The sequence below is a fragment of the Streptomyces sp. NPDC037401 genome (assembly GCF_055602345.1).
Genome location: NZ_JBVJWO010000049.1, coordinates 33,342 through 53,675, shown reverse-complemented (window position 1 = coordinate 53,675; position 20,334 = coordinate 33,342). Strand labels below are relative to the sequence as shown.

General features: G+C 74.3%; 16 protein-coding genes and 1 pseudogene. 7 read left to right on the top strand and 10 right to left on the bottom strand.

Going from position 1 to position 20,334, the window contains the following annotated elements; genetic code table 11:
- Positions 1–298, bottom strand: a pseudogene (locus ACZ7H1_RS34410) (DEAD/DEAH box helicase); the annotation flags it as partial.
- A 335-nt stretch (positions 299–633) separates the two neighbouring features.
- Complete coding sequence (locus ACZ7H1_RS34405; protein ID WP_030206327.1) at positions 634–837, bottom strand: cold-shock protein; 204 nt, start codon at positions 835–837, stop codon at positions 634–636.
- Positions 838–1,209: 372 nt separating this feature from the next.
- Between ACZ7H1_RS34405 and ACZ7H1_RS34400 the strand changes: the two genes are divergently transcribed.
- Positions 1,210–2,199: an alpha/beta fold hydrolase gene (locus tag ACZ7H1_RS34400; protein WP_470792094.1), complete on the top strand. Its 990-nt coding sequence runs from the start codon at positions 1,210–1,212 to the stop codon at positions 2,197–2,199.
- Between the two features lie 42 nt (positions 2,200–2,241).
- Here the strand turns inward: ACZ7H1_RS34400 and ACZ7H1_RS34395 are convergent, their stop codons facing one another.
- On the bottom strand, positions 2,242–2,895 hold the full coding sequence (locus ACZ7H1_RS34395; RefSeq protein ID WP_470792092.1) for a TetR/AcrR family transcriptional regulator: 654 nt from the start codon (positions 2,893–2,895) through the stop codon (positions 2,242–2,244).
- A gap of 170 nt (positions 2,896–3,065) precedes the next feature.
- Here ACZ7H1_RS34395 and ACZ7H1_RS34390 point away from each other — a divergent pair, with 170 nt between their 5' ends.
- Positions 3,066–4,475: an amidase gene (locus tag ACZ7H1_RS34390; RefSeq protein WP_470792101.1), complete on the top strand. Its 1,410-nt coding sequence runs from the start codon at positions 3,066–3,068 to the stop codon at positions 4,473–4,475.
- A gap of 20 nt (positions 4,476–4,495) precedes the next feature.
- On the opposite strand, the gene ACZ7H1_RS34385 is transcribed toward ACZ7H1_RS34390, so the two are convergent.
- The gene (locus ACZ7H1_RS34385; protein WP_470792091.1) at positions 4,496–5,734 is read right to left on the bottom strand and encodes a serine hydrolase domain-containing protein; all 1,239 of its coding nucleotides are present in this window, start codon (positions 5,732–5,734) and stop codon (positions 4,496–4,498) included.
- A 339-nt stretch (positions 5,735–6,073) separates the two neighbouring features.
- Here ACZ7H1_RS34385 and ACZ7H1_RS34380 point away from each other — a divergent pair, with 339 nt between their 5' ends.
- The gene (locus ACZ7H1_RS34380; RefSeq protein WP_470792089.1) at positions 6,074–6,625 is read left to right on the top strand and encodes a hypothetical protein; all 552 of its coding nucleotides are present in this window, start codon (positions 6,074–6,076) and stop codon (positions 6,623–6,625) included.
- A 188-nt stretch (positions 6,626–6,813) separates the two neighbouring features.
- Positions 6,814–7,491 (top strand): DUF4360 domain-containing protein, encoded by a 678-nt coding sequence (locus ACZ7H1_RS34375; protein ID WP_470792087.1) that lies wholly within the window; start codon positions 6,814–6,816, stop codon positions 7,489–7,491.
- Positions 7,492–7,595: 104 nt separating this feature from the next.
- Here the strand turns inward: ACZ7H1_RS34375 and ACZ7H1_RS34370 are convergent, their stop codons facing one another.
- From ACZ7H1_RS34370 to ACZ7H1_RS34345, 6 genes are all read right to left on the bottom strand, one after another.
- Positions 7,596–8,618, bottom strand: coding sequence for a questin oxidase family protein (locus ACZ7H1_RS34370; RefSeq protein WP_470792085.1), 1,023 nt, complete (start codon positions 8,616–8,618; stop codon positions 7,596–7,598).
- 122 nt (positions 8,619–8,740) lie between these two features.
- The gene (locus ACZ7H1_RS34365; protein ID WP_470792084.1) at positions 8,741–9,409 is read right to left on the bottom strand and encodes an HAD family hydrolase; all 669 of its coding nucleotides are present in this window, start codon (positions 9,407–9,409) and stop codon (positions 8,741–8,743) included.
- On the bottom strand, positions 9,406–10,494 hold the full coding sequence (locus ACZ7H1_RS34360; protein WP_470792083.1) for an ABC transporter ATP-binding protein: 1,089 nt from the start codon (positions 10,492–10,494) through the stop codon (positions 9,406–9,408). The genes ACZ7H1_RS34365 and ACZ7H1_RS34360 overlap by 4 nt, the downstream gene beginning before the upstream one ends.
- A gap of 2 nt (positions 10,495–10,496) precedes the next feature.
- Positions 10,497–11,420: an ABC transporter permease gene (locus ACZ7H1_RS34355; protein WP_470792081.1), complete on the bottom strand. Its 924-nt coding sequence runs from the start codon at positions 11,418–11,420 to the stop codon at positions 10,497–10,499.
- Positions 11,408–12,301: an ABC transporter permease gene (locus tag ACZ7H1_RS34350; protein ID WP_470792080.1), complete on the bottom strand. Its 894-nt coding sequence runs from the start codon at positions 12,299–12,301 to the stop codon at positions 11,408–11,410. Before ACZ7H1_RS34350 ends, ACZ7H1_RS34355 begins: the two co-directional genes overlap by 13 nt.
- Entirely contained in the window at positions 12,301–13,464 is a 1,164-nt protein-coding gene (locus ACZ7H1_RS34345) for an ABC transporter substrate-binding protein (RefSeq protein WP_470792078.1), read from the bottom strand. Before ACZ7H1_RS34345 ends, ACZ7H1_RS34350 begins: the two co-directional genes overlap by 1 nt.
- A 276-nt stretch (positions 13,465–13,740) precedes the next feature.
- On the opposite strand from ACZ7H1_RS34345, the gene ACZ7H1_RS34340 reads away from it, so the two are divergent.
- The 3 genes from ACZ7H1_RS34340 (at position 13,741) to ACZ7H1_RS34330 (ending at position 20,173) form a co-directional block, all read left to right on the top strand.
- The gene (locus ACZ7H1_RS34340; RefSeq protein WP_470792076.1) at positions 13,741–14,493 is read left to right on the top strand and encodes a GntR family transcriptional regulator; all 753 of its coding nucleotides are present in this window, start codon (positions 13,741–13,743) and stop codon (positions 14,491–14,493) included.
- A gap of 110 nt (positions 14,494–14,603) precedes the next feature.
- Positions 14,604–18,968: a DEAD/DEAH box helicase gene (locus tag ACZ7H1_RS34335; protein ID WP_470792074.1), complete on the top strand. Its 4,365-nt coding sequence runs from the start codon at positions 14,604–14,606 to the stop codon at positions 18,966–18,968.
- A complete protein-coding gene (locus tag ACZ7H1_RS34330; protein WP_470792073.1) occupies positions 18,965–20,173 on the top strand; it encodes a hypothetical protein in 1,209 nt (402 codons plus the stop codon). The genes ACZ7H1_RS34335 and ACZ7H1_RS34330 overlap by 4 nt, the downstream gene beginning before the upstream one ends.
- Positions 20,174–20,334: the final 161 nt, after the last annotated feature.

Sequence of the window (20,334 nt, the reverse complement as noted above, 5' to 3'; positions counted from 1 at the left end):
CGCCCTCGGCGGCCAGCGCGGCGAGCAGCTGCTCGGGCAGGTCGAGATCGGCGAAGGCCTCGACGGCGGGCAGCGCGGGAGTGATCGTCTTCGGCAGGGCGAACTCGCCCTGGAGGGGTGCGGGCCGGCGGCCGGAACCGGCCGGACGGCCGGAGCCGCCGGAGCGGCTCGGGGCCGACGAGCCGAAGCGGCTGCCCCGGCCCGAGCTGCCCGAGCTGCCGGAGCCACCGGAGCCGCCTGCGTAGCCGCCGCCCGTACGGGTGCGGGAAAAGCGGTCGTTCGTGCGTGTGCGGTTCATACGGAACCTTCCTCGATGCGGCACGTATCAAGGAATTCCCGCAGCGGATGAACAGCCGGGAGAATCGCGAGAACGAGCCGAAGTGAAAGCGAGTGCTGAGCGGTCCGGCGGAAGAAACGGCCGGGCTCATCGCAAAAAGATGGGGCGGAGCGCTCCGGTGTGATGGCCGGATCAACGGCCTGGATGCCCCTGCGGGACGGGTGCCGGACCGGGGTGCCCGCGGCGGGGACCGGACGGCCGGCGTGCGGCAGAAATGGCCCGGCCCCGCAAAAATGCAACGAGCTGGGGCCCGCACCCCAAGGTGCGGGCCCCAGCTCGTACTGTGCGCGTCAGCGTCAGGCGGAGACGATGTTCTCCGCCGTCGGGCCCTTCTGGCCCTGCGCGATGTCGAAGTTCACCTTCTGGCCTTCCTGCAGCTCACGGAAGCCCTGGGAGGCGATGTTCGAGTAGTGGGCGAAGACGTCGGGGCCGCCGCCGTCCTGCTCGATGAAGCCGAAGCCCTTTTCGGCGTTGAACCACTTCACGGTGCCAGATGCCATGTCAAATCTCCTTCGGGGCAGTGCCCGGAGTCCGCACTGTGCGGGCTCCGTGTCGCCGCGATGATTGCCCCGCCCGGAAAATGAGACCGGAAATACCGAAGTGCTCCCGCCGACGCTGGGCCGGTGGAGGCACTTGAAGTTTTTGGGAACCACAACTGCAACTGAGATCGACAGTAGCACGGTACGGCTCGGCACCGGGTGTGAGTAATTCCGCTCGGCCTGTTGTGTGAGATACCCTCACCGCGCGTCGTCCCGATTTCTGTATTCGCGGCAATAGATATTGGGCCACCGGTGGTGAAGTGTTTCCGGCGGGCCGGGCATGATGGGGCCGCCAGCCCTGGCGTACGGCGTACCGAGAGCACCGGAGGATCCATGTCGCAGCAGGCCGCGGACTTAACCCACCGACTGGTCCCCGCGCCCGCAGGCCGCATCCATCTCGTGGAGCAGGGCGCCGGACCCCTGGTCCTGCTCGTCCACGGCTTCCCGGAGTCCTGGTACTCGTGGCGCCACCAGCTGCCCGCGCTCGCCGCGGCCGGGTACCGCGCCGTCGCCGTCGACGTCCGCGGCTACGGCCGCTCCTCCAGGCCCGCCGGCACGGACGCCTACCGGATGCTCGAGCTCGTCGAGGACAGCGCGGCGGTCGTCCGGGCCCTGGGCGAACGGACCGCCGTGATCGTCGGCCACGACTGGGGGTCGGCCGTCGCCGCCAACTCCGCACTGCTCCGGCCGGACGTCTTCCGCGCGGTGGGGCTGCTCAGCGTCCCCTACATACCGCGCGGCGGCCCGCGGCCCAGCGAGGTCTTCGCGCGGATCGGCGGCGACGAGGAGTTCTACGTCTCCTACTTCCAGGAACCCGGCCGCGCCGAAGCCGAGATCGAGCCGGACGTACGCGGCTGGCTCGCGGGCTTCTACGCCGCCCTGTCGGGCGACACGATGCCCGGGGCCGGAGCCCCCGACCCGCACTTCGTCGGCCGCGGCGGCACCCTGCGCGAGCGCTTCCCCGCGGGCCGGATGCCCGCCTGGCTCGGCGAGCACGACCTCGACGTCTACGCCGGGGAGTTCGAGCGCACCGGCATGAGCGGGGCCCTGGGGCGCTACCGCAACATGGACCGGGACTGGGAAGACCTCGCCGCCTTCGACGGCGCGCCGCTCGCCCAGCCGTCCCTGTTCATCGGCGGCAGCCGGGACGCCGCCACCGCCTGGCTGGCCGACGCGATCACGGCGTACCCCACCACGCTCCCCGGGCTGCTCTCCTCCCGGATCCTCGAAGGCTGCGGCCACTGGATCCAGCAGGAGCGCCCCGACGAGACCAACCGCCTGCTGACCGAATGGCTCGCCGCGCTCCCGGCGCTCCGCGGCTGAGGCCGGGCCTGTCCGTCCGCCCGGAGCGGACGCCGGGCGGGGTCAGGGGGCTCCGTGCCGGTCCCGGGCCGCCGCCGCGGTGGGGTGGGCCCGCGGGACGGGCCGCTCCCAGAGGCCCGCCAGGTGTGCGTGCAGGACCTCCTGGGCCTCCTGCGGGGTGAGGTGGCCGATGAGGACGTGTGCGGTGAGGCCGTCGGCGAGGGCGATCAGGGTGCGGGCCTCGCGCTGTGCTTCGGGGGGGACGGCGGTGCCGGTGGCCCCGGCGGCCTCCGCTACCAGCCGGGCGAACGCCTCCTGCAGGGCTGCGTAGCTCGCCCGCAGGGTCCCGGCGAGGGACTCGCTGACGGCGGCCTGCGCCACGAAGGCGAGCCACACCCTGGCCTCCGCACGGTGCTCCTCCCCCAGGAGCGCGAGCTCGGTCGCCGCGCTTCCGAGGGCGGTGGCCGCCGACTGGGCCGGGCTCCGCAGGAGGCGTTCCCTGACCCGCTCGGCGATCCGTTCGCCGATGTGCCCGAGGGCGAAGACGAGCATCTCGTCCTTGGTGCGGAAGCACCGCTGCACGGCGCCCATCGACACCTGGGCGCGGGCGGCGACGTCGCGCAGGGTCACCCCCTCCAGGCCGTGTTCGTCGGCGAGGCGGCAGACGGCCTCGGCGATGAGCCGGCGCCGGCCTGCGTGGTCCACCTGTTTGGGCATGCCCCGTCGCCTCCTCTTCCGCAGCACTCCGCTCCCGCGCAACTTTATGCGATGCGCTCGCATCGATTCCCGGGTACGGTTCCGATGCAACTGCATCGGAACGGATGTGTGCGCCTCGACGCACACGTGGACGGGAAGGCGGGTGGGTCGTGAGCGACGCCCTGTGGAAGATGACGGCCGGCGCGCAGGCGGCGGCCGTGCGCAGCGGCGAGGTTTCGGCCGCCGAACTGGTCGAGAGCCACCTGGAACGCATCGCAGAGGTCAACCCGCAGGTGAACGCGGTCACCCAGCTCCAGGCGGAGCGTGCGCGCGAGGCCGCGGCACGGACGGACCGCCGGCGCGCCGCGGGGGAGGAGCAGGGACCGCTCGCCGGTGTGCCGTTCACCGTGAAGGAGAGCACCGCGGTCGAGGGCGTGCCGACGACCTTCGGCTCCCCGCGCTTCCGCGACCTGGTGGCACCGGCCGACGCACCCCCGGTGGCCCGGCTGCGCGCGGCCGGGGCCATCCCCATCGGTCACAGCAACATCCCCACCCTGATCCTGGCCGGGATGCACACGCGCAGCGAGCTGTTCGGCGACACCGTCAACCCCTGGGACAGCCGCCGGACCCCCGGAGGCACCAGCGGTGGCGACGCCGTGGCCGTCGCCACCGGCATGGCGGCGCTCGGCCTCGGCAACGACTCCGGCGGGTCCGTGCGGATCCCGGCGCAGTTCTGCGGGGTGGCGGCGCTCAAGCCGTCCACGGGCCGCTTCCCCGCCGACCACCGTGCCTTCGGCCCGGACGACCCCGGCCCGGCCTCGCAGATGCTGGTCACCGACGGCCCGCTGGCCCGGAGCGTGCACGACCTGAGGCTGGCGTACGAGGTGCTCGCCGGGACCGACCCGCGCGACCCGCGGGCCGTACCGGTGCCCGCGTACGGCGCAGCGCTCCCCGGGCCGGTGAAGGTCGCGGTCGTCGCCGACCCCGGCGGGCACGGCGTCCACCCCACGGTGCGTGCGGCCGTCGACGCCGCGGCCGACGCGCTCCGCGACGCCGGGTACGACGTGCGCGAAGTGGCCGACGTGCCGCGGCTGGACGAGGCCCTCGAAGCGTACGGCCGGATCACCGTCACCGAATTCGCCCCGGCCTGGCCGGTGGTGCGCACCCTGCTCGGCGAGGGCGGCGACCGCTACATCGCGAGGGCGATGGAACGCACTCCGCCGGCGAGCGCGGACGAGCTGATTCAGCTCATGGGCACGTGGCTGAACATCCGCCGCTCGTGGGCCGGGTTCCTCGAGGAGTACCCGCTGCTGCTCGGGCCGTCGTTCACCGAGCCGCCGGTCGAACCGGGGCTGGAATCCCGCGACGCGACGGGCCGGGACCGGGTCGCGTCGGCCATGCGGCTGTGCACCGTGACGAGCTTCGTGGGCGTGCCCGCGGTGGCCGTGCCGACCGGTGTGGCCGACGGCCTGCCCTGCGGAGTCCAGATCGCCGGCCGCGCCTTCCGCGAGGACCTGTGCCTCGCGGCGGCCCTGGCCGTGGAGGACCGCCTCGGCGTCCTCACCCCGCTCGACCCGCGCGGGCCCGGCCGGGACCGCTGAGACGCCGGTGCCGCGGGCCGTCAGCCGCTCGGGGACGCGGTCGGCTTGTGGCCGGGGTAGACGTGGCCGGGGGTCACGACCTCCGTGATCGCCCTGCCGAAGGGAGTGGTGGGCTCCTTGCCGTCGACCAGTACGTCGGTGTTGAGGAGCACGACCATCGTCGCCTCGGCCTGCGGCAGGTACACCGTCAGCGATTCGTAGCCGGGGATGGAGCCGTTGTGGCCGATCCACCCCTGGACGTCGAAGATGCCCAGCCCGTAGGAAGCGCCCGGAATGCCCGTCGGCGCGGTCTTCAGGCGCTCGGCCTGGGTGGCGGGCGTCAGCAGTGTGCCCGTGGCCAGGATCCGCGCCCAGCTGCGCAGGTCCTGGAGGTCGGAGATCATCGCGCCCGCGGCCCACCCCCAGGACGGGTTCCAGTCGGTCGCGTCCACGACCTCGCCCGAAGCCGACTGGGCGGTGTAGCCGTGCGCGTGCGGGTCGGGGAACTCCGCCCCGGTGGGGAAGAGGGTGCGGCGCAGCCCGGCCGGCTCCAGGACCTCCCGGGCGATGACCTCGTGGACCGGACGGCCGGTCACCTCCTCCAGCACCAGACCGAGCAGGATCAGGTTGGTGTTGGAGTACTCGAACTCGGCCCCCGGTGCGAACTGCACCGGGTGTTTGAAGGAATAGTCAAGCAACTGCTCTGGTGTATAGGTGAGTTGGGGCTCGGTATCGAGCGCCTTGTTGAAGTCCGCGTCCTCGCTGTAGTTGTACAGCCCGCTGCGCATTCCGGCCAGGTCGCGCAGGGTGATGCGGTCGCCGTTCGGCACACCGGTGACATAGGTGCCGATGGTGTCGTCGAGGCCCAGCCTTCCCTGGTCGACCAGCCGGAGCAGGGCGGTGACCGTGAACGTCTTGGTCTCGCTCCCGATGCGCATGCGCAGGCCGGGCTCCATCGGTGCGCCGGTCGCCTTGTCCGCCACGCCGAAGGCCTTCACGTAGCTGCCCCTGCCGGGCGCCGACACCCCCACGATCGCGCCCGGCACCCGCGTCTCGCGCATGGCCTCGCGGATGGCCGCGTCCAGTTCCGCGGTGACCGCGGGGGTGAGCTGCGGGAATTCCGTGCCGGAGTCCGGCGAGGGGGTGGCCGGGCCGGAGGCGAGGAAGGGGCTCGGGACAGGCGCCGCATAAGCGGAACCCGCCGCGACCGGGGCGACGAGCGCACCTGCTGCGGCAGCGACCACCAAGGCCCTGCGCAGCCGTGTTCGGCTCGGATTCACGGCACGTCCTCCCGCTGTTCGAGGACCCGGGCGACATCATCAGCGTAGGCTCGTGCCACCCCGGTCGCGCGCCGGGGCGGCGGGCACCGGCACAAACCGGCCGTACGGCGCGGCGACACGTCGTTGACAGGTGCCCGGGTCCGTGCGAAAAAGAGCTGAGAGGCCGTGTTCGGCCTACGTGTCCCCTCTCACCGACGCGATGTTCACCCCGGGCCCCGGCCACCGACCCCCCGTCGGCGCCGTGTCGGGGCCCGCGTGACAGTTCACCGTCCCCGCACGCGACACTGTCGAGCAGGTGACATCTCACCGCATATGTGAACGGACGGCCCTCCTTTGACCATGATTCCCGCATCCCGCGTTTCGGGACGGACCTGGACGGTCCGCCTGACCGGCCACGGCGACCACACCGTCTCCGTCAGCTGCAGCACGGAGGCGTGCCGCATGCCGCCGCGGTCCAAGGACACCGCGGCCATGCGCCGCTTCGCCGCCGAGCACGCCCGCGCACACGCCCGGCTCGCCACGGTCCGCCCCAACGCCGCCTGTGCCTGCCGCGCGACCGAGTGCGGCTACCACGAGAACACCAGGACCGGCTGCACCGGCGCCCCGCTGCTCGTCCTCATCCACAACCCGGCCGTCGGCCAGGTCTGGACCCTCGCCGAGATCTGCCAGGCCTGCGCACCCCTGATCGCCAACGCCTCCGTCCTGGGCCGCGCCCAGCGGTCGGCCGCCGCCCCGGCACCCGCCCAGGCCGCCCAGGGGGCCCCGGCCGTCGCAGGCGACGCGGCCCCGGCCCGCGTGGCCGTGCCCGGCGGCTTCTCCTCGCCCGACGCCGCCCCCGAAGCCGTCGCCCGGCGGCGCCCGCATCGCGGCGGCCCCCGCCGGACGCGCTGACGGTCCGACGGTTCAGGACCCCACTCCCGTCGCGCGGGCCCCGCTCCAGGGGCCGAGCGGGTGGTCGAGGACGGTCCTCCGGCATGGGATCCGGAACGGCTTCTTCGGTGGTGATGTAGTGCGGCCGGTACGTGTGACCCGCAGCGCGGTCAGCACACCGCGCAGCCCATCGAACTGAAGGGACCTCGGTGTTCAGAACGTTGTTCACCGGTGGCGCGACCGCCGCACTCGTCGCAGCCGCCGCCGTGACCCCCACCCCCGGGATCGCCGCGCCCCACGCCCTCCCGGGCCCCACCGGCAACATCACCATCGACCTCGTCTCGGTCAACGGCTCCGGGTGCCGCCCCGGCACCGCCTCCGTGGACGTCGCACCGGACAACTCGGCCTTCACCGTCACCTACAGCGAGTACCTCGCCCAGGTCGGCAGGGGCGCCCAGCCCACGGACTTCCGCAAGAACTGCCAGATCGGCCTGCGGGTGAACGTCCCCCAGGGCTACACCTACGCCATCGCCAAGGTCGACTACCGCGGCTTCGCCAGCCTCGAGGACCAGGCCGTCGGCACCCAGCTGGCCGGCTACTACTTCCAGGGCATGTCCAGCACGTCCCGTCGCAGCCACGACGTTCCGGGCCCGCTCGAGGGCAACTGGCAGGTGACCGACGTCACCCCGGTCCAGTCCCTCGCTTTCGCGCCCTGTGGTGAGAAGCGCAACTTCAACATCAACACCGAACTCCGCGTGGATGCCGGCGGCTCCGACACCACCAACACCAACAGCTTCATGACGATGGACTCCACCGACGGCAGCTTCAACACCGTCTACCACTTCGCGTGGAAGGAGTGCCCCGGCCCGTACGACGGCCGCCGCTGACCGCGCGCCGACGCTGCCGCAGCGCCGCGGGCCCCCTCCTCCGGCCCCGTCCGGAGGCCGCCCGCGGCGCTGTCACGCGGCACTGCCGTGCGGAGGAGGGCGGATCAGACGAGCGGCTCGCCGAGTTCGACCGCGCGCAGGGCAGCGGCGAGCGCCTGCCCGTCGCCGACGCCGAGCGCGGTGTCGGCGAATTTCACCACGTGCTCGTCGCCGTGGGCCAGGGCGCGGGCGAAGACCTCCTGCGGGTCGAGGCTGCCGGGCGGCGGCGCGTACCGCACGGGGGCCGTCGGCGCGTACATCGCCGTCACCGCCGCGGAGGCCGTCCACGCTGCCCGGAGGCTCGGTACCCACAGTTCGCGGGGGAGCGCGGGGAGGGTGCGCAGCACGGCATTGGGTGCAGTCGCGGCGTGGACCAGCATGACGGGCTCGCCGTGGCCGTGGGTGGCGTAGCGGTGTGTCGCGGCGCGCACCAGCTCCGCCAGCCGCCGCGCCGCCTCCTCGGGGCCGCTCACGCCGGCCGGCCAGTGCGGCAGCCGGTCCACCGATGCCAGCCGCGCCGGGAAGCCGCCCTGCGGGTCGACGAGGGGCGGGACCGCCTCCAGCGCTTCGGCGGCCCCGGGCGCCGCGGCGAGCGGGGTGATCCCGGCGACGGGGTGGTGCCGGGCGGCCCAGTAGCCCAGCCCGTGCGCCAGTTCCGTGACGCGGGGCGCGCTCTCGCCGCCGTCGAGGAGCGTGCGTACGGCGTGACCCACCCGGATCACCGGGTGGGTGGACCCTCCGTACATCCCGGGGAGCAGCCGCGGCCACCACTGCGCCAGCACGTCCCGCCACGGGCGTTCGGCGGTCGCCCGGCCGAAGTACGCGATCCAGTCGGCGGCCCGCCGGGGATCCCCGAGCGCGGCATTCCAGCCGGTGTCGTCGATGGCCTCGAACGGCGCGGGGAACTCCTCCAGCTTCCGTGCGTAGCGGTCCAGCCAGCGGTGCACGGCGCCCGCCTGCCCGTGGGCCGAGAGGGCCTCGACGACCATCGGGGCGTGGTTGGTGAGCCTGCCCAGCCGCTCGGGGCCCGAGGCGTGCAGCCGGTCCAGTCCTTCGTCCAGTGCGCCGTGCGCGTGGTCGGTCTTCATGTCCGCCACGCTAGGCGCCGCCCCCTGCGGGCGTATCGGTCCCGGGGACCAGCCGTCGCCGCGCCCGGCCTACGACTTCGGACCGGGGCGCCGGCAGCGGCAACGGCAGCCGGGCCGGGCCGTCAGCCCTGCCCGCGGCCCGCGTCCAGGCAGCGCCGCAGGTCGGCCGGGCCGATGCCGTCGAGGCTGTCGGCGAAGACCCGCCGGGGCGAGGCCGCCACGGGCAGCAGCGAGGGCACCACGAGGACCGCGCAGCCGGCCGCGTCGGCCGACGCGGCTCCGTCCGGGGAGTCCTCGACGGCGACGCAGGCCCCGGCCGGCACCCCGAAGCGTCCGGCCGCGGCCCGGTACGGGTCGGGGTGGGGCTTGGTCCGTTCCGTGTCGTCGGCGGAGAGGGTGAAGGCGAACGGCACGTGACCGAGCGCCCCGCGCGTCACCGAGTCGACCACGGCCCGCGGTGAGGCGCTGACCAGGGCGAACGGCACCTGCTCCCGCTCCAGTTCGGACAGCAGCCGTTGGGCGCCCGGCCGCAGCGGCGCCCCCGCCTCCACGCGCCGGAAGAACGCGTCGCCGAGCGCGGCCGCGACCCGCTCGGGATCGCCCGTACCGGAGACGCGCACGAGGTGGGCGGCGGTGTCCCCGACGGCCCGGCCGACGACCTCCGGCGCGTCGGCCGCGGCGAGGCGGTGGCCCAGTCCCGCCGCCACCTCCTCGGTCACCCGCCACCACAGCCCTTCGGTGTCCACGAGGGTGCCGTCCATGTCGAACAGGACGGCCGCCAGGCCGCTCACGCGCTCGCCCTGGGCACGACGAGCACCGGCCGGTCCGCGAGCGCGATGGCCGCCCGGGCGCCGGGAGCCAGGTCGCCCGCGTCGCGCGAGGGCAGGTCGGCCTTGACGGTGCCGCCGTCCCCGAGCGCGAGCAGCACCCGGGTGACGGCGCCGAAGAAGGAGGCCGAGACGACGGTGGCCGTGCCGTCGGCGTCGGCCGTCACCGACACGTTCTCCGGGCGGACCAGCACGTCGACCTCCCGCCCGCCCGGGACGTCCCCGTCCACCGGCAGGGTGCGTCCGGCGACCTCGACGCGGCCGCCGTCCGCCAGACGTCCCCGCAGCCGGTTCATCGTGCCGACGAACTCGGCGACGAAGGCGGTGGCGGGGCGTGCGTACAGCTCGGCCGGCGCCGCGCACTGCTCCAGCCGTCCGGCGTTGAGGACGGCGACCCGGTCGGCCATCGACAGCGCCTCCTCCTGGTCGTGCGTGACGAAGACGGTGGTGATGCCCAGGGAGAGCTGCAGTCGCCGGATCTCCTCGCGCAGGCTCGTGCGGACCTTCGCGTCCAGGGCCGACAGCGGCTCGTCGAGCAGGAGGACGCGGGGTTCGAGCGCCAGGGCGCGGGCGAGTGCGACGCGTTGCTGCTGCCCGCCGGAGAGCTGGTGCGGGTAGCGGTCGCCGTGCTGCGGAAGTCCGACGAGTTCGAGCAGTTCGGCGCCGCGCGCCTGGCGGCGTGCGGCGGGCACCTTGCGCACCCGCATCCCGAAGGACACGTTGTCGCGGACGGTGAGGTTGGGGAAGAGGCTGTACGACTGGAAGACCATCCCCGCGTCGCGCCGGTTGGCTGGCACCCGGGTGATGTCCCGCCCGTCGACCAGGACTTCGCCGGAGTCGGGCTGCTCGAAGCCCGCGACCATGCGCAGTGCGGTGGTCTTGCCGCAGCCCGACGGGCCCAGCAGGGCGAGCAGTTCGCCGGGCTCGGCGGTCAGGTCGAGGCCGTCGAGGGCGACGGTCGAGCCGAACGTCCGCCGCAGCGCGCGGAATTCGACCCGCGCTCCGGTGGCGGCGGGCGACTGGGTCCGCTCCGCGGTTGCCGATGACATGGTCAGGACTCCTTACGGGAGGGCGCCGCTGCGGCCGAGGCCGTTCCCGTGCGGGAGAGGACCAGCAGCAGCGCCCAGGTGATGACGAGACTGAGGATGGAGACGGCCACCGACATCCGGGCCTGCGCCCCGGAGACCGAGACGATCCACACCGCGAAGGGCTGGAACCCGAGCAGCGAGGCGATGGTGAACTCGCCGAGCACCAGGGCCAGGGTGAGGAAGGCGGCTCCGGCGAGCGAGGTGCGCAGGTTCGGCAGCAGGACCCGGACGACCGTGTACGTCCAGGACGCGCCGCAGCTGCGTGCGGCCTCGACCAGGGTCGGCACGTCGACGGCCCGCAGTCCGGCGTCGAGCGAGCGGTAGACGAAGGGCAGCGCCAGGATGGCGTAGGCCAGGACCAGGACGACGGGGAACGACTCGTTCTGGACGGCGATGAAGGTCTGGTACAGCGGGGTGCGCGACAGGTGTTCCGGTCCCCAGCGCAGGACCGTGCTGATGCCGGTGACGAGGGCGATCGGCGGAACGACCAGCGGCAGCATGCACGTCACCTCGATCACGGGCCGCAGCCGGGGCGAGCCGAGCCGTACGGCCACCAGCGCGGGCACCGCGAGCACGAGAGACAGCACGATGGTCGCGGCGGCCAGGCCCAGCGAGAGCACCAGGCTCTCGGTGAACCCGTCGGCGGACAGCAGCTCCGTGTACGCCTCGAAGGTGACGCCCCGGTCCGGGACGTGCACGGTGAACACGAAGGAGGCGACGAGCGGGATCACGAAGTACGCGCCCGTCAGGGCGAGGACGAGGCCCCGCCAGACCCCCGGCCGCCGACGCCGTACGCGCGTCACGGCGGGCTCCGCGCTCGGAATCCCGGCCCCGGCGGGCGAGCCCTCGCGGACGGCGGGGGCCGGGGTGGGTGTCATCGCAGCCATCGTGCACTCCGTCGCTGGAGGGGCAGGTGGACCGCCATGACCAGGCCGGCGATCAGGATCATGTCGAGGCCGAGGGCCAGGGCGACGTTCTCCTGGCCGACGAGGACGTTCCCGGAGAGGGTGTCCGCGATCTTCAGGGTGACCAGGGGTACCGAGCCGCCGACCAGCGCCGCGGCGGTGGCGTGGGCGGCGAACGCCGTACCGAAGAGGAGGACGAAGCCGCCGAGCAGCGAGGGCGCGAGGACGGGCAGGCCGACGTGGCGCCAGAACTGCCACGGGGTGGCGCCGGCGTTCTGCGCCGCCTCCCGCCACTGCGGGCGCAGCCCGTCGAGTGCGGGGATGGTGACCAGGACCATCAGCGGGATCAGGAAGTAGAGGTAGACCACGGCCAGGCCGGAGAAGGAGTAGAGGTTCCAGCCCAGGCTGCCGAGGTCGGCGAGCTGGGTGACGACGCCGGAGATGCCGAGGGTGGCGATGAACGCGAACGCCAGGGGTACGCCGCCGAAGTTGGCCAGCACGCCCGAGGCGGTCAGCGTGGCGCTGCGCAGGGCCTGCGAACGGGACGTGACGACGGCCTGCGCGATCAGGACGCCGAGCACGGCGCCGACCGACGCGGTGAGGGCGGACAGCTGGACGCTGCCGATCAGCGAGCCGAGGTACGGGCCCTGGAGGGAGCGCGCCAGGTGCTCGCCGGTCAGGACGGTGGCACCGGAGCCGGGGTCGGGGCGGGTGACCGCGCCGGCGGTCAGGGCCGCGAGCGGGATCCCGAAGCACACGCCGGTGAAGGCGAGGAGCGGGAGCGCGGCGAGCCAGGTGCGGGGGCCCCGCCGCCGGCGCGGGCCGGCGGCGGTTCCCGGGTGGGGGGTGGGGGAGGCGGACATCAGGAGACGGCCTTGTCCCACTTCTCGGCGAGGACGGCCTTGGCCTTGTCGAGCTCGGCGGAGGCGGGGAACGCCGGGGTGCCCGCGACCTTGGGGAGCTTGGCGACGAAGGATGCGTCTGCGGTGCCGTCGGCGGTCATCGCGGGCAGCAGCACCGGGCGGGCGTACCCCTTGAGCCACAGGTTCTGGCCCTCGGTGCCGTACAGGAACTCCATCCACAGCCGGGCGGCCGCCGGGTGCGGCGCGTGCTTGTTGACGGCCTGCGAGTAGAACTGCGCGTAGACGCCGTCGGCCGGGATCGCGACCTTCCAGTCGACGCCCTTGTCCTTGAACTGGTCGGCGTAGCCGGCGTTGAGGTAGTCCCAGTCGATGGAGATGGGCGTCTCGCCCTTCTCGACGGTGGCCGGGGTGGACTCGACGGGGATGAAGTTGCCGCTCTTCTTGAGCTTGCCGAAGAAGTCGATGCCCGGCTGGATGTCGGCGAACGATCCCTTGTTGGCGAGGGCCGCCGCGTACACGCCCCCGAACGCCGAACCGGACTTGGTCGGGTTGCCGTTGAGGGCGACCTTGCCCTTGTACTCGGGCTTGAGCAGGTCGGCGAAGGTCTGCGGGCAGACCGGGATGCGCTTGGCGTCGCAGCCGATCGAGACGTAGCCGCCGTAGTCGTTGTACCAGCGGCCGTCCGCGTCCTTCTGGCCTGCCGGGATCTTGTCCCACGCCGCCACCTTGTACGGGGCGAACAGGCCCTCTTGGGCACCGCTGCGGGCGAAGGCGATGCCGAGGTCGAGGACGTCCGGGGCGCGGTCCTGGCCCTTGCGGGACTTCACCGCGGCGATCTCGTCGGCGCTGGACGCGTCCGGGTTCTCGCTCTTGACCCTGACCTTGTACCTGGCCTCGAACGTCTTGATCAGCTCGCCGTAGTTCGCCCAGTCCGCCGGCAGGGCGATCACGTTCAGTTCGCCCTCCTTCTCGGCGGCGGCGACGAGGCCCTCGAGGCCCCCGAAGGCGGCGGCGGACGCCGCGGTCTTCGCGTCGGCCGTGCCCCCGGCGGCACCGGCCGCGGTGTCGGCGGGCTCGGGAGCGGCACCGCAGGCGGCCGTCAGGGAGGCGAGTACGGCGGCGCCGAGCAGGGCGGCGGCACGGCGACCGGAAGGTCTGGGCACAGGGGACTCCTGGAGCGAGGGGTAGCGAGAGGGGTTTCACTTGTCTGAACAAGTCGAGCCTTAGTTCGCCCGCGCCGACCGACGCGCACATGAACGGGACATGACCGGACGTGGAGCGCTGCACGAAGACCCGGCGCGGATGAAGTCCAGTTGAACGCGGTGGGGTTGGCGCGTTTTGGACACACGCACACCACCGCGCCGGAGCGGGTTACAGTGATCGCCTGCCGGCACCCAGGGTGACCGGCTGCGCACGGAATCGGACGGGGAGACGGGCACGTGGGGACGGCACGCTATCTGGAGATCGCCGACGCCATCCGGCGGGCGGTACTCGAAGGCGACTACCCCGTGGGGGCGCAGCTCCCCTCGGAGAGCGAGCTCGTGGCCCGCTGGTCGGCCTCCCGGGGAACGGTCCGCCAGGCCGTCGCGCTCCTGACTTCGGAGGGCCTGATCGGCTCCCGCCAGGGCGCGCGCCGCATCGTGCTCCGCCAGGAACGGCGCCACAGCTTCGCCGAACTGAACAGCTTCGCCCAGTGGGCCCGGAGCATGGGCCTGGAAGCCGGCAGCCGCATCCTCGTACGGAAGCGGCGCCCGGCCACCGCCGAGGAGGCCCGCCGCCTCGCCCTGCCCGAAGGCGCCGGGATACTCCACGTCCTGCGGGTACGCTCCCTCGACGGCGAGCCGGCGATGGTGGAGCGCACCGCCTACGCCGACTGGGCCGCACCGGCGGTGGAGGCGCTGCCCGAGGACTGCGTGTCGATCATGGACAGCATCGCCCGGGACGCGGGCATCGTCGCCCAGTACGGCGAGCACCTCATCGACGCCGTGGCCGCCGGCACCCGGGACGCCGAGCTGCTCCGCGTCCGCCGCGGCAGCCCGCTGCTGCGCCAGCGCCACGTCACCTGCGACCAGAGCGGCCGCCCCATCGAATGGACCGACGACCGCTACCGCCCCGGCAGCGTCACCTTCAGCGTGAGCAACTCCGCCGCCGCCACCCCGCTGGAACGCCATCGCGGAGCCCGTACCGACTGAGGCCGCGGCCCGCGGACTCCCGGGCCCTCGGCGGCGGTCCGGGCGTGACGCACGCGTGCCGGACCCCGTTGTGCACGCGGGACGGTACGGACGAGGCGTGAGGAGCGAGGGTGGCGCTGGGCAGTGGAATGCCTGCCGTGGACGGGGAGTTCACGCGGCTGGACGCCGACGAGTGGACCGCGGCGCTGACATCGGCGGTGGTTTCCGGACGGCTCCTCCCGGAGCTCTCCGAGGAAGCCGTGCGGCGCGCGGACACCGGCCGCCTCGGCCCGCACGATCTGCGGATGCTGCTCGTGTCGAGCGGCGACGGGCCGGGGTGGGCCCCGCTGCGCCACCGGATCGTCAGGGGCATCGAGGACCGGCCCGACCTGGTCAGGGACGTCCTGCTGGTGCACACCCAGGCGGAGGTCTGGCCGCCGCCCGCATGCGCCTGCGAACAGGTCACCGCCGGCGGCCGCGCGATGCAGCGCGCGGCCGTGCGGATCGGCCCGTCGGGCCTGCAGGTGAGCGGACCCGCGCAAGTGGCGGACACGGCGGCAACCGCCCGGCAGAAGGCCGAGTTCGCGCTGCTCGCCGCCCTGGCCGGCGCCCGCACCCCGGACCCGGGGGAGTCCGGAATCCCCGGGGATCCCGGGGATTCCGTGGAGGGCCCGGTCCGGGACGGGCGGCTGCGGCTGCCCGGGATGGGGACCGAGGCCTTCGAGGAGCTGCTGGCGGACCGGATCGCCGAGGGCGCGCCGCCGGGGCCGGAGCTGGAGGCCGAGACCCTGCGGCGGGCCGCGGGGGGACGCCTGCGCCACCGCGACATGCAGCGGCTGCTCTTCGACACGCAGGGTCCGGCCTGGCACCGGATCCGGGAGGCGGCGCTGGAACGGGCGGGCAGGATGCCGCCGACACCGGCCACGCTCCTCCAGTGGCGGGCGGAGCAGGCGGGCGGCGGCGCCCGGCTGTACTACGACGACGGCCCGGACGCCGGGCACGGGCTGCGCACCTCCACCGCCCGCCTCGACGCCGGCGGCCGCATCGCGGCAGGCCGGCCGCGCTCGGCACAGTCGCGCAGGGCCGCGCAGCACTACGCCGCGCTCAGCCTGCTGGCCGCCGTGTGCGAACTGGCCGAGCCCGACGTGGCGGTGACGGACAAGGCTTCGGGGACGATCGCGGTCGCGCTCCCGTCGGAGGGCCAGGACCCGGTCCGGTACCTCAACAAGAACTTCCAGCTGGAGGTCATCGGCAAGCCGACCGCCCGCATCTCCGCGGGGCCCGGCAAGCAGGTCACCTGCTCGTACACCTGCGAGCACCGGGCCAGCGGGCAGACCGCGCAGGCCACGGCCTCGGGACGGAACCGCGAGGACGCCCGCCGCGAGGCGGCCCGCCTCCTGCTCGAGCGGCTCGGGCGGATCGACAAGGCGGCGAGGGCCGGCCGGGCCCCGGCCGCGGACGGAGGTCCGTACCGCGTCCCGGAGCAGAAGAAGCCCGCGCCCACAGCGCGTCCGGCACCGGTCACCGTCCCTGCGCCCGCCGCCGTCCCGGCGTGCCCAGGCGCGTCCGCACCGCCGCCCGCAGGGCCGACCGCCGTGGACGCGGCCCTGCGGGCCGTGGCGGACGGCTGCGCCGTGTCGTTCGTCCCCGCCCACCGGGACCTGCCGGCGGCCCTGTTCCTCTACCGCACCGACGGCACCCCGCTGCCGGGAGGGGGCATGCCCGCCCCGGGGGTCGCCGCACGCCACCGGCTCCGGACGTACCCGCCCGCCGCCCCGGACACGGTGGAGGCAGGAGGCTGGTCGCTGCCGGTACGCGAGGCCGTCCCGGTCCTGCTCCGCGGTGCGGCCGTGCGCGGCGCGCACCCTTCCGTGTCCGCGTGGGAGCGCGCGGCCCGCATCGCCCTCCAGCTGGTCGCGGCGCACCTCGTGTACCCGGCCCTCGACCGGGAGGGGCGACCGGTGTGGCGGGCGGGGCCGCTGCCCGCGGACGCGGTACGGGCCGTCGAGGAGCTCGCGGCGGTACTGCCCGGCCACACCCACGGCGTCGTCGCCGGCGGGCGGACGTCCGACGCCGGGGAAGCGGTGGAGCAGTTCACCGACGCCGTCGCGGACGCCCTCCTGCGGACCCCGGCCGCAGCGCTGTTCGGTCCCGGCCCCTACACCGGCCCCCGGCCGCTTCCGCTGCCCGAACACCAACAACGTTCGCTGCGGCCGTGGTTGGACACCGTGGAGGAACTGGCCGACGGCGGACCACTGCCCCCGCTGATCCTCGACGTGTCCGCACCCGACGAGGACCAGGCCGCTGCCGGCCGCCTCACCGCCCGCCTGCTGATCACACCCCACCCCGCAGAAGCCGGCGCCGGTGACGCCGACGCGTCCCCGGCGCCGGAACTCCCGGCCGCCGACATGTGGTCGGGCGCCGACGTGCGGTCGGCCGCCGCGCCCGCGGCGGGAGAGGACCGGCACCGCCTGCTCGCCCGCGTACGCCGGACCCTGCGCCGGGCAGCCGCAGACTGCCCGGCCCTGGACACCCTGGCCCGGCAGACCGCCCCCGACCGGCTCCCCCTGGACTCCGCCGCCATCCGCTCCCTCCTCGCCGCCGAAACCGCCCTGCAGGAGCGCGGAATCGCCGTGCGCTGGCCCCAGGGCCTGCGCACGGCGCTGACCACCCGGACCGTGGTCGGCACGCCGCGGGCGACGGGCACCGCCGCCGGCCCGGGCGGCGCGCCCCGCTTCAGCCTCACCGCGCTCCTGGACTTCCGCTGGCAGCTCGCCCTGGACGGGGACGAGCTCACCGACGCCGAGATGGACGCCCTCACCGACGCCGCCCGCCCCCTGATCCGCATCCGCGGCCGGTGGGTCCTCCTCGACCACGTCACCGCATCGCGCGCCCGGAACCGCCGCCTGGCACCGCTGACCGGCACGGAAGCCCTCACCGCGGCCCTGACCGGCAGCGCCCGCGTCGACGGCGCGAGCGTGGAGTGCCGCCCGGCCGGAAGCCTCGCCGGCCTCGTCACGATCCTGCGCAGCGGCGAGCACCAGCCCGACCCCGTGGCCGCACCGCGAGGGCTCGACGCCCGCCTGCGCGCCTACCAGGAGCGGGCACTGACCTGGCTGGCCCACACCACCGGCCTCGGCTTCGGCGCGCTCCTCGCCGACGACATGGGCCTCGGCAAGACCCTCACGGCCATCGCCTACGTCCTCCACCGCCACGCAGCGGGCGCCGGGCCGGTCCTGGTCGCCTGCCCGGCCTCCCTGGTCACCAACTGGGAACGCGAACTGGCCCGCTTCGCCCCCGGCCTCCGCGTCATCGGCTACCACGGGCCCGCCAGGACCCTGGAGGAGGCCGCCGGCCCCTGCGTCGTCGTCACCAGCTACGGCGTCCTGCTGCGCGATCACGAACTGCTCGCCGGCCAGACCTGGGACCTGGTCGTCGCCGACGAGGCCCAGTACGCGAAGAACCACCTCTCCGCGACGGCCCGGCAGCTGCGCGCCCTGCCGTCCCGTTCCCGGCTCGCCCTCACGGGCACCCCGGTCGAGAACAACCTCAGCGAGCTGTGGGCCCTGCTCGACTGGGTGAACCCCGGCCTGTTCGGACCGCTGAGCGCCTTCCGGGCCCGCTACGCGAAGGACGCCGAACGCGACACCGGCTCCACCGCCGCCCAGGAACTCGCCCGCCTCACGGCTCCGTTCGTCCTGCGCCGCCGCAAGAGCGACCCGGGGATCGCCCCCGAACTCCCCTCGAAGATCCACTCCCAGCGGATCGTCCGTCTCACCCCCGAACAGACCGCCCTGTACGAGGGCATGGTCCGCGAGACCATGGACGCGGTCCAGGCCGCCTCCGGCATCACCCGCCACGGGCTCGTCTTCAAACTGCTCACCGGGCTCAAGCAGATCGCCAACCACCCCGCCCACTACCTGGGCGAATCCCCGCCCCCGGCCCGCGACGCGACGGCGTTCGCCGCCCGGTCCGGCAAGCTCCAGGCCCTCACCGAACTCCTCGCGCAGATCCGCGACCGTGACGAAGCAGCCCTGGTCTTCACCAGCTACGTCGCCATGGGCCGCCTCCTGTCCGCCCACCTGGACCACCTGGGCCACCGCCCGGCGTTCCTCCACGGCGGGCTCCCCGGCAGCGCCCGCCAGCGCATCGTCGACGACTTCCAGCACGGCCGCCACCCCGTCCTGGTGCTCTCGCTCAAAGCCGCCGGAACCGGCCTGAACCTCACCCGCGCCGGACACGTCATCCACTACGACCGGAGCTGGAACGCCGCCGTCGAGGACCAGGCGACCGACCGCGCCCACCGCATCGGGCAGCACCGCACCGTCACCGTCCACCAGCTGATCACCGCGCACACCGTCGAGGACCGCATCGACCAGCTCCTCGCCCACAAACGCGCCCTCCAGGACGCCGTCCTCGCCACCGGCGACCGCGCCCTGACCCGGCTCACCGACCGCGAACTCGCCGACCTCGTACGCCTGGGAGGCACCCGATGACCGTCCCCGCCGCCCACCAGCACACCACCGCGGGCTGGGCGCACGCCTTCCACGCCGCCTTCACCGCCGCCGCCCGCGACCCCCAGGCCCTCGCACGGGCCCGTGCCCTGCTCGCCGAAGGCAGGACCGGTGCGCTCGCCGTCAACCAGGGCTTCGCCTCCACCAAGATCCCCGAAGCCGGGCGCGTGCTGCGCCCCCGCCTGGTCGTGGCCGAACTGGACGACGGACAGTGGGACCGCGTCTACCGGGCCGTCGCCGCCGACCCCGAACTCGCCGCCACCGCCGGCCGGTCCAACATCAGCGACCTCCTCAGCGACCCCGCGCGCACCGGCGGCGTACCGATCGTGCCCGGACCCGGGGACATCTCCTTCGGCTGCGGCTGCCCGGCCGCCCCCCGCGTCTGCCCCCACACCGCGGCGATCGGCCTGATGCTGACCGAACGCATCCGCACCGCCCCCGTCGGCCTCCTCACCCTCCGCGGCCGCGCCCACCACCACCTGCGGACCTTCCTGCGGGCCGGAACCGGCAGCCAACTGCCCCCGCCCCGGGCCACACCGGCCATCCAGGCCGCACCACCGGAGGCAGGTCTCCCCGTGCCGCCGCCGGCCCCCCGTGGCCCCCTCCCCGGGCCGGTCACGCTCGACACGCGCGACGCCACTCCCGTCCTGGCCGCGCTCACCGATCCGCCGCCCGAGGGCATCCCCGCGCTGACGCACCTCGGCCTGCTCGTCACCGACGCGGCCCACCGCGCCACCGCCTGCCTCGACGGCACACCGCCCGACCTGCCGCCCGACACCGCATCGGACCTCGCCCGCCTCACCGCCACCGACCACGGCCGCCCGTACGCGGACACCGCCGCGCAACACCTCGGCCTCACCACGCTCCAGATGCGCCACCTCACCACCGCCCACCTCCACGGCGGTGTCCACGGAGCCCTGACCCACCGCCACCCGCTGCCAGGCGACCCCGACGCCCTCGCCCGCGCCGAAGCCGCGATCCAGCCCCTGCGCCCCGCGGCCCTCGCCCCCCTGGAACGCGCCGGCAACCGGCTCACCGACGCTGCCGCGCACGTCCAGCTACGGCACGGCACCGACGGCCGCTGGTACCCCTACGTCGAGCGCTACGGACTCTGGCGGCCCGCGCCCGGAGCCGATCCGGACCCGGCCGCGGCCTACCGCTGCGCACGCGCTGCCCTGCGCCCCTGACACGCAGCGTGTCCCGCATGGTCGATTCCCGTGGTGGCGGCGTGTGCGGACGTGTAGCGTCTGTGCCAGCTGTCGTGGTTCGGATTTCCCTTGCCCACGCCTTGAGTGTGGGCGTTTTGCTGTGCTGTGCCGCAGGGACCAGGGCGATCACCTCCGTCTTC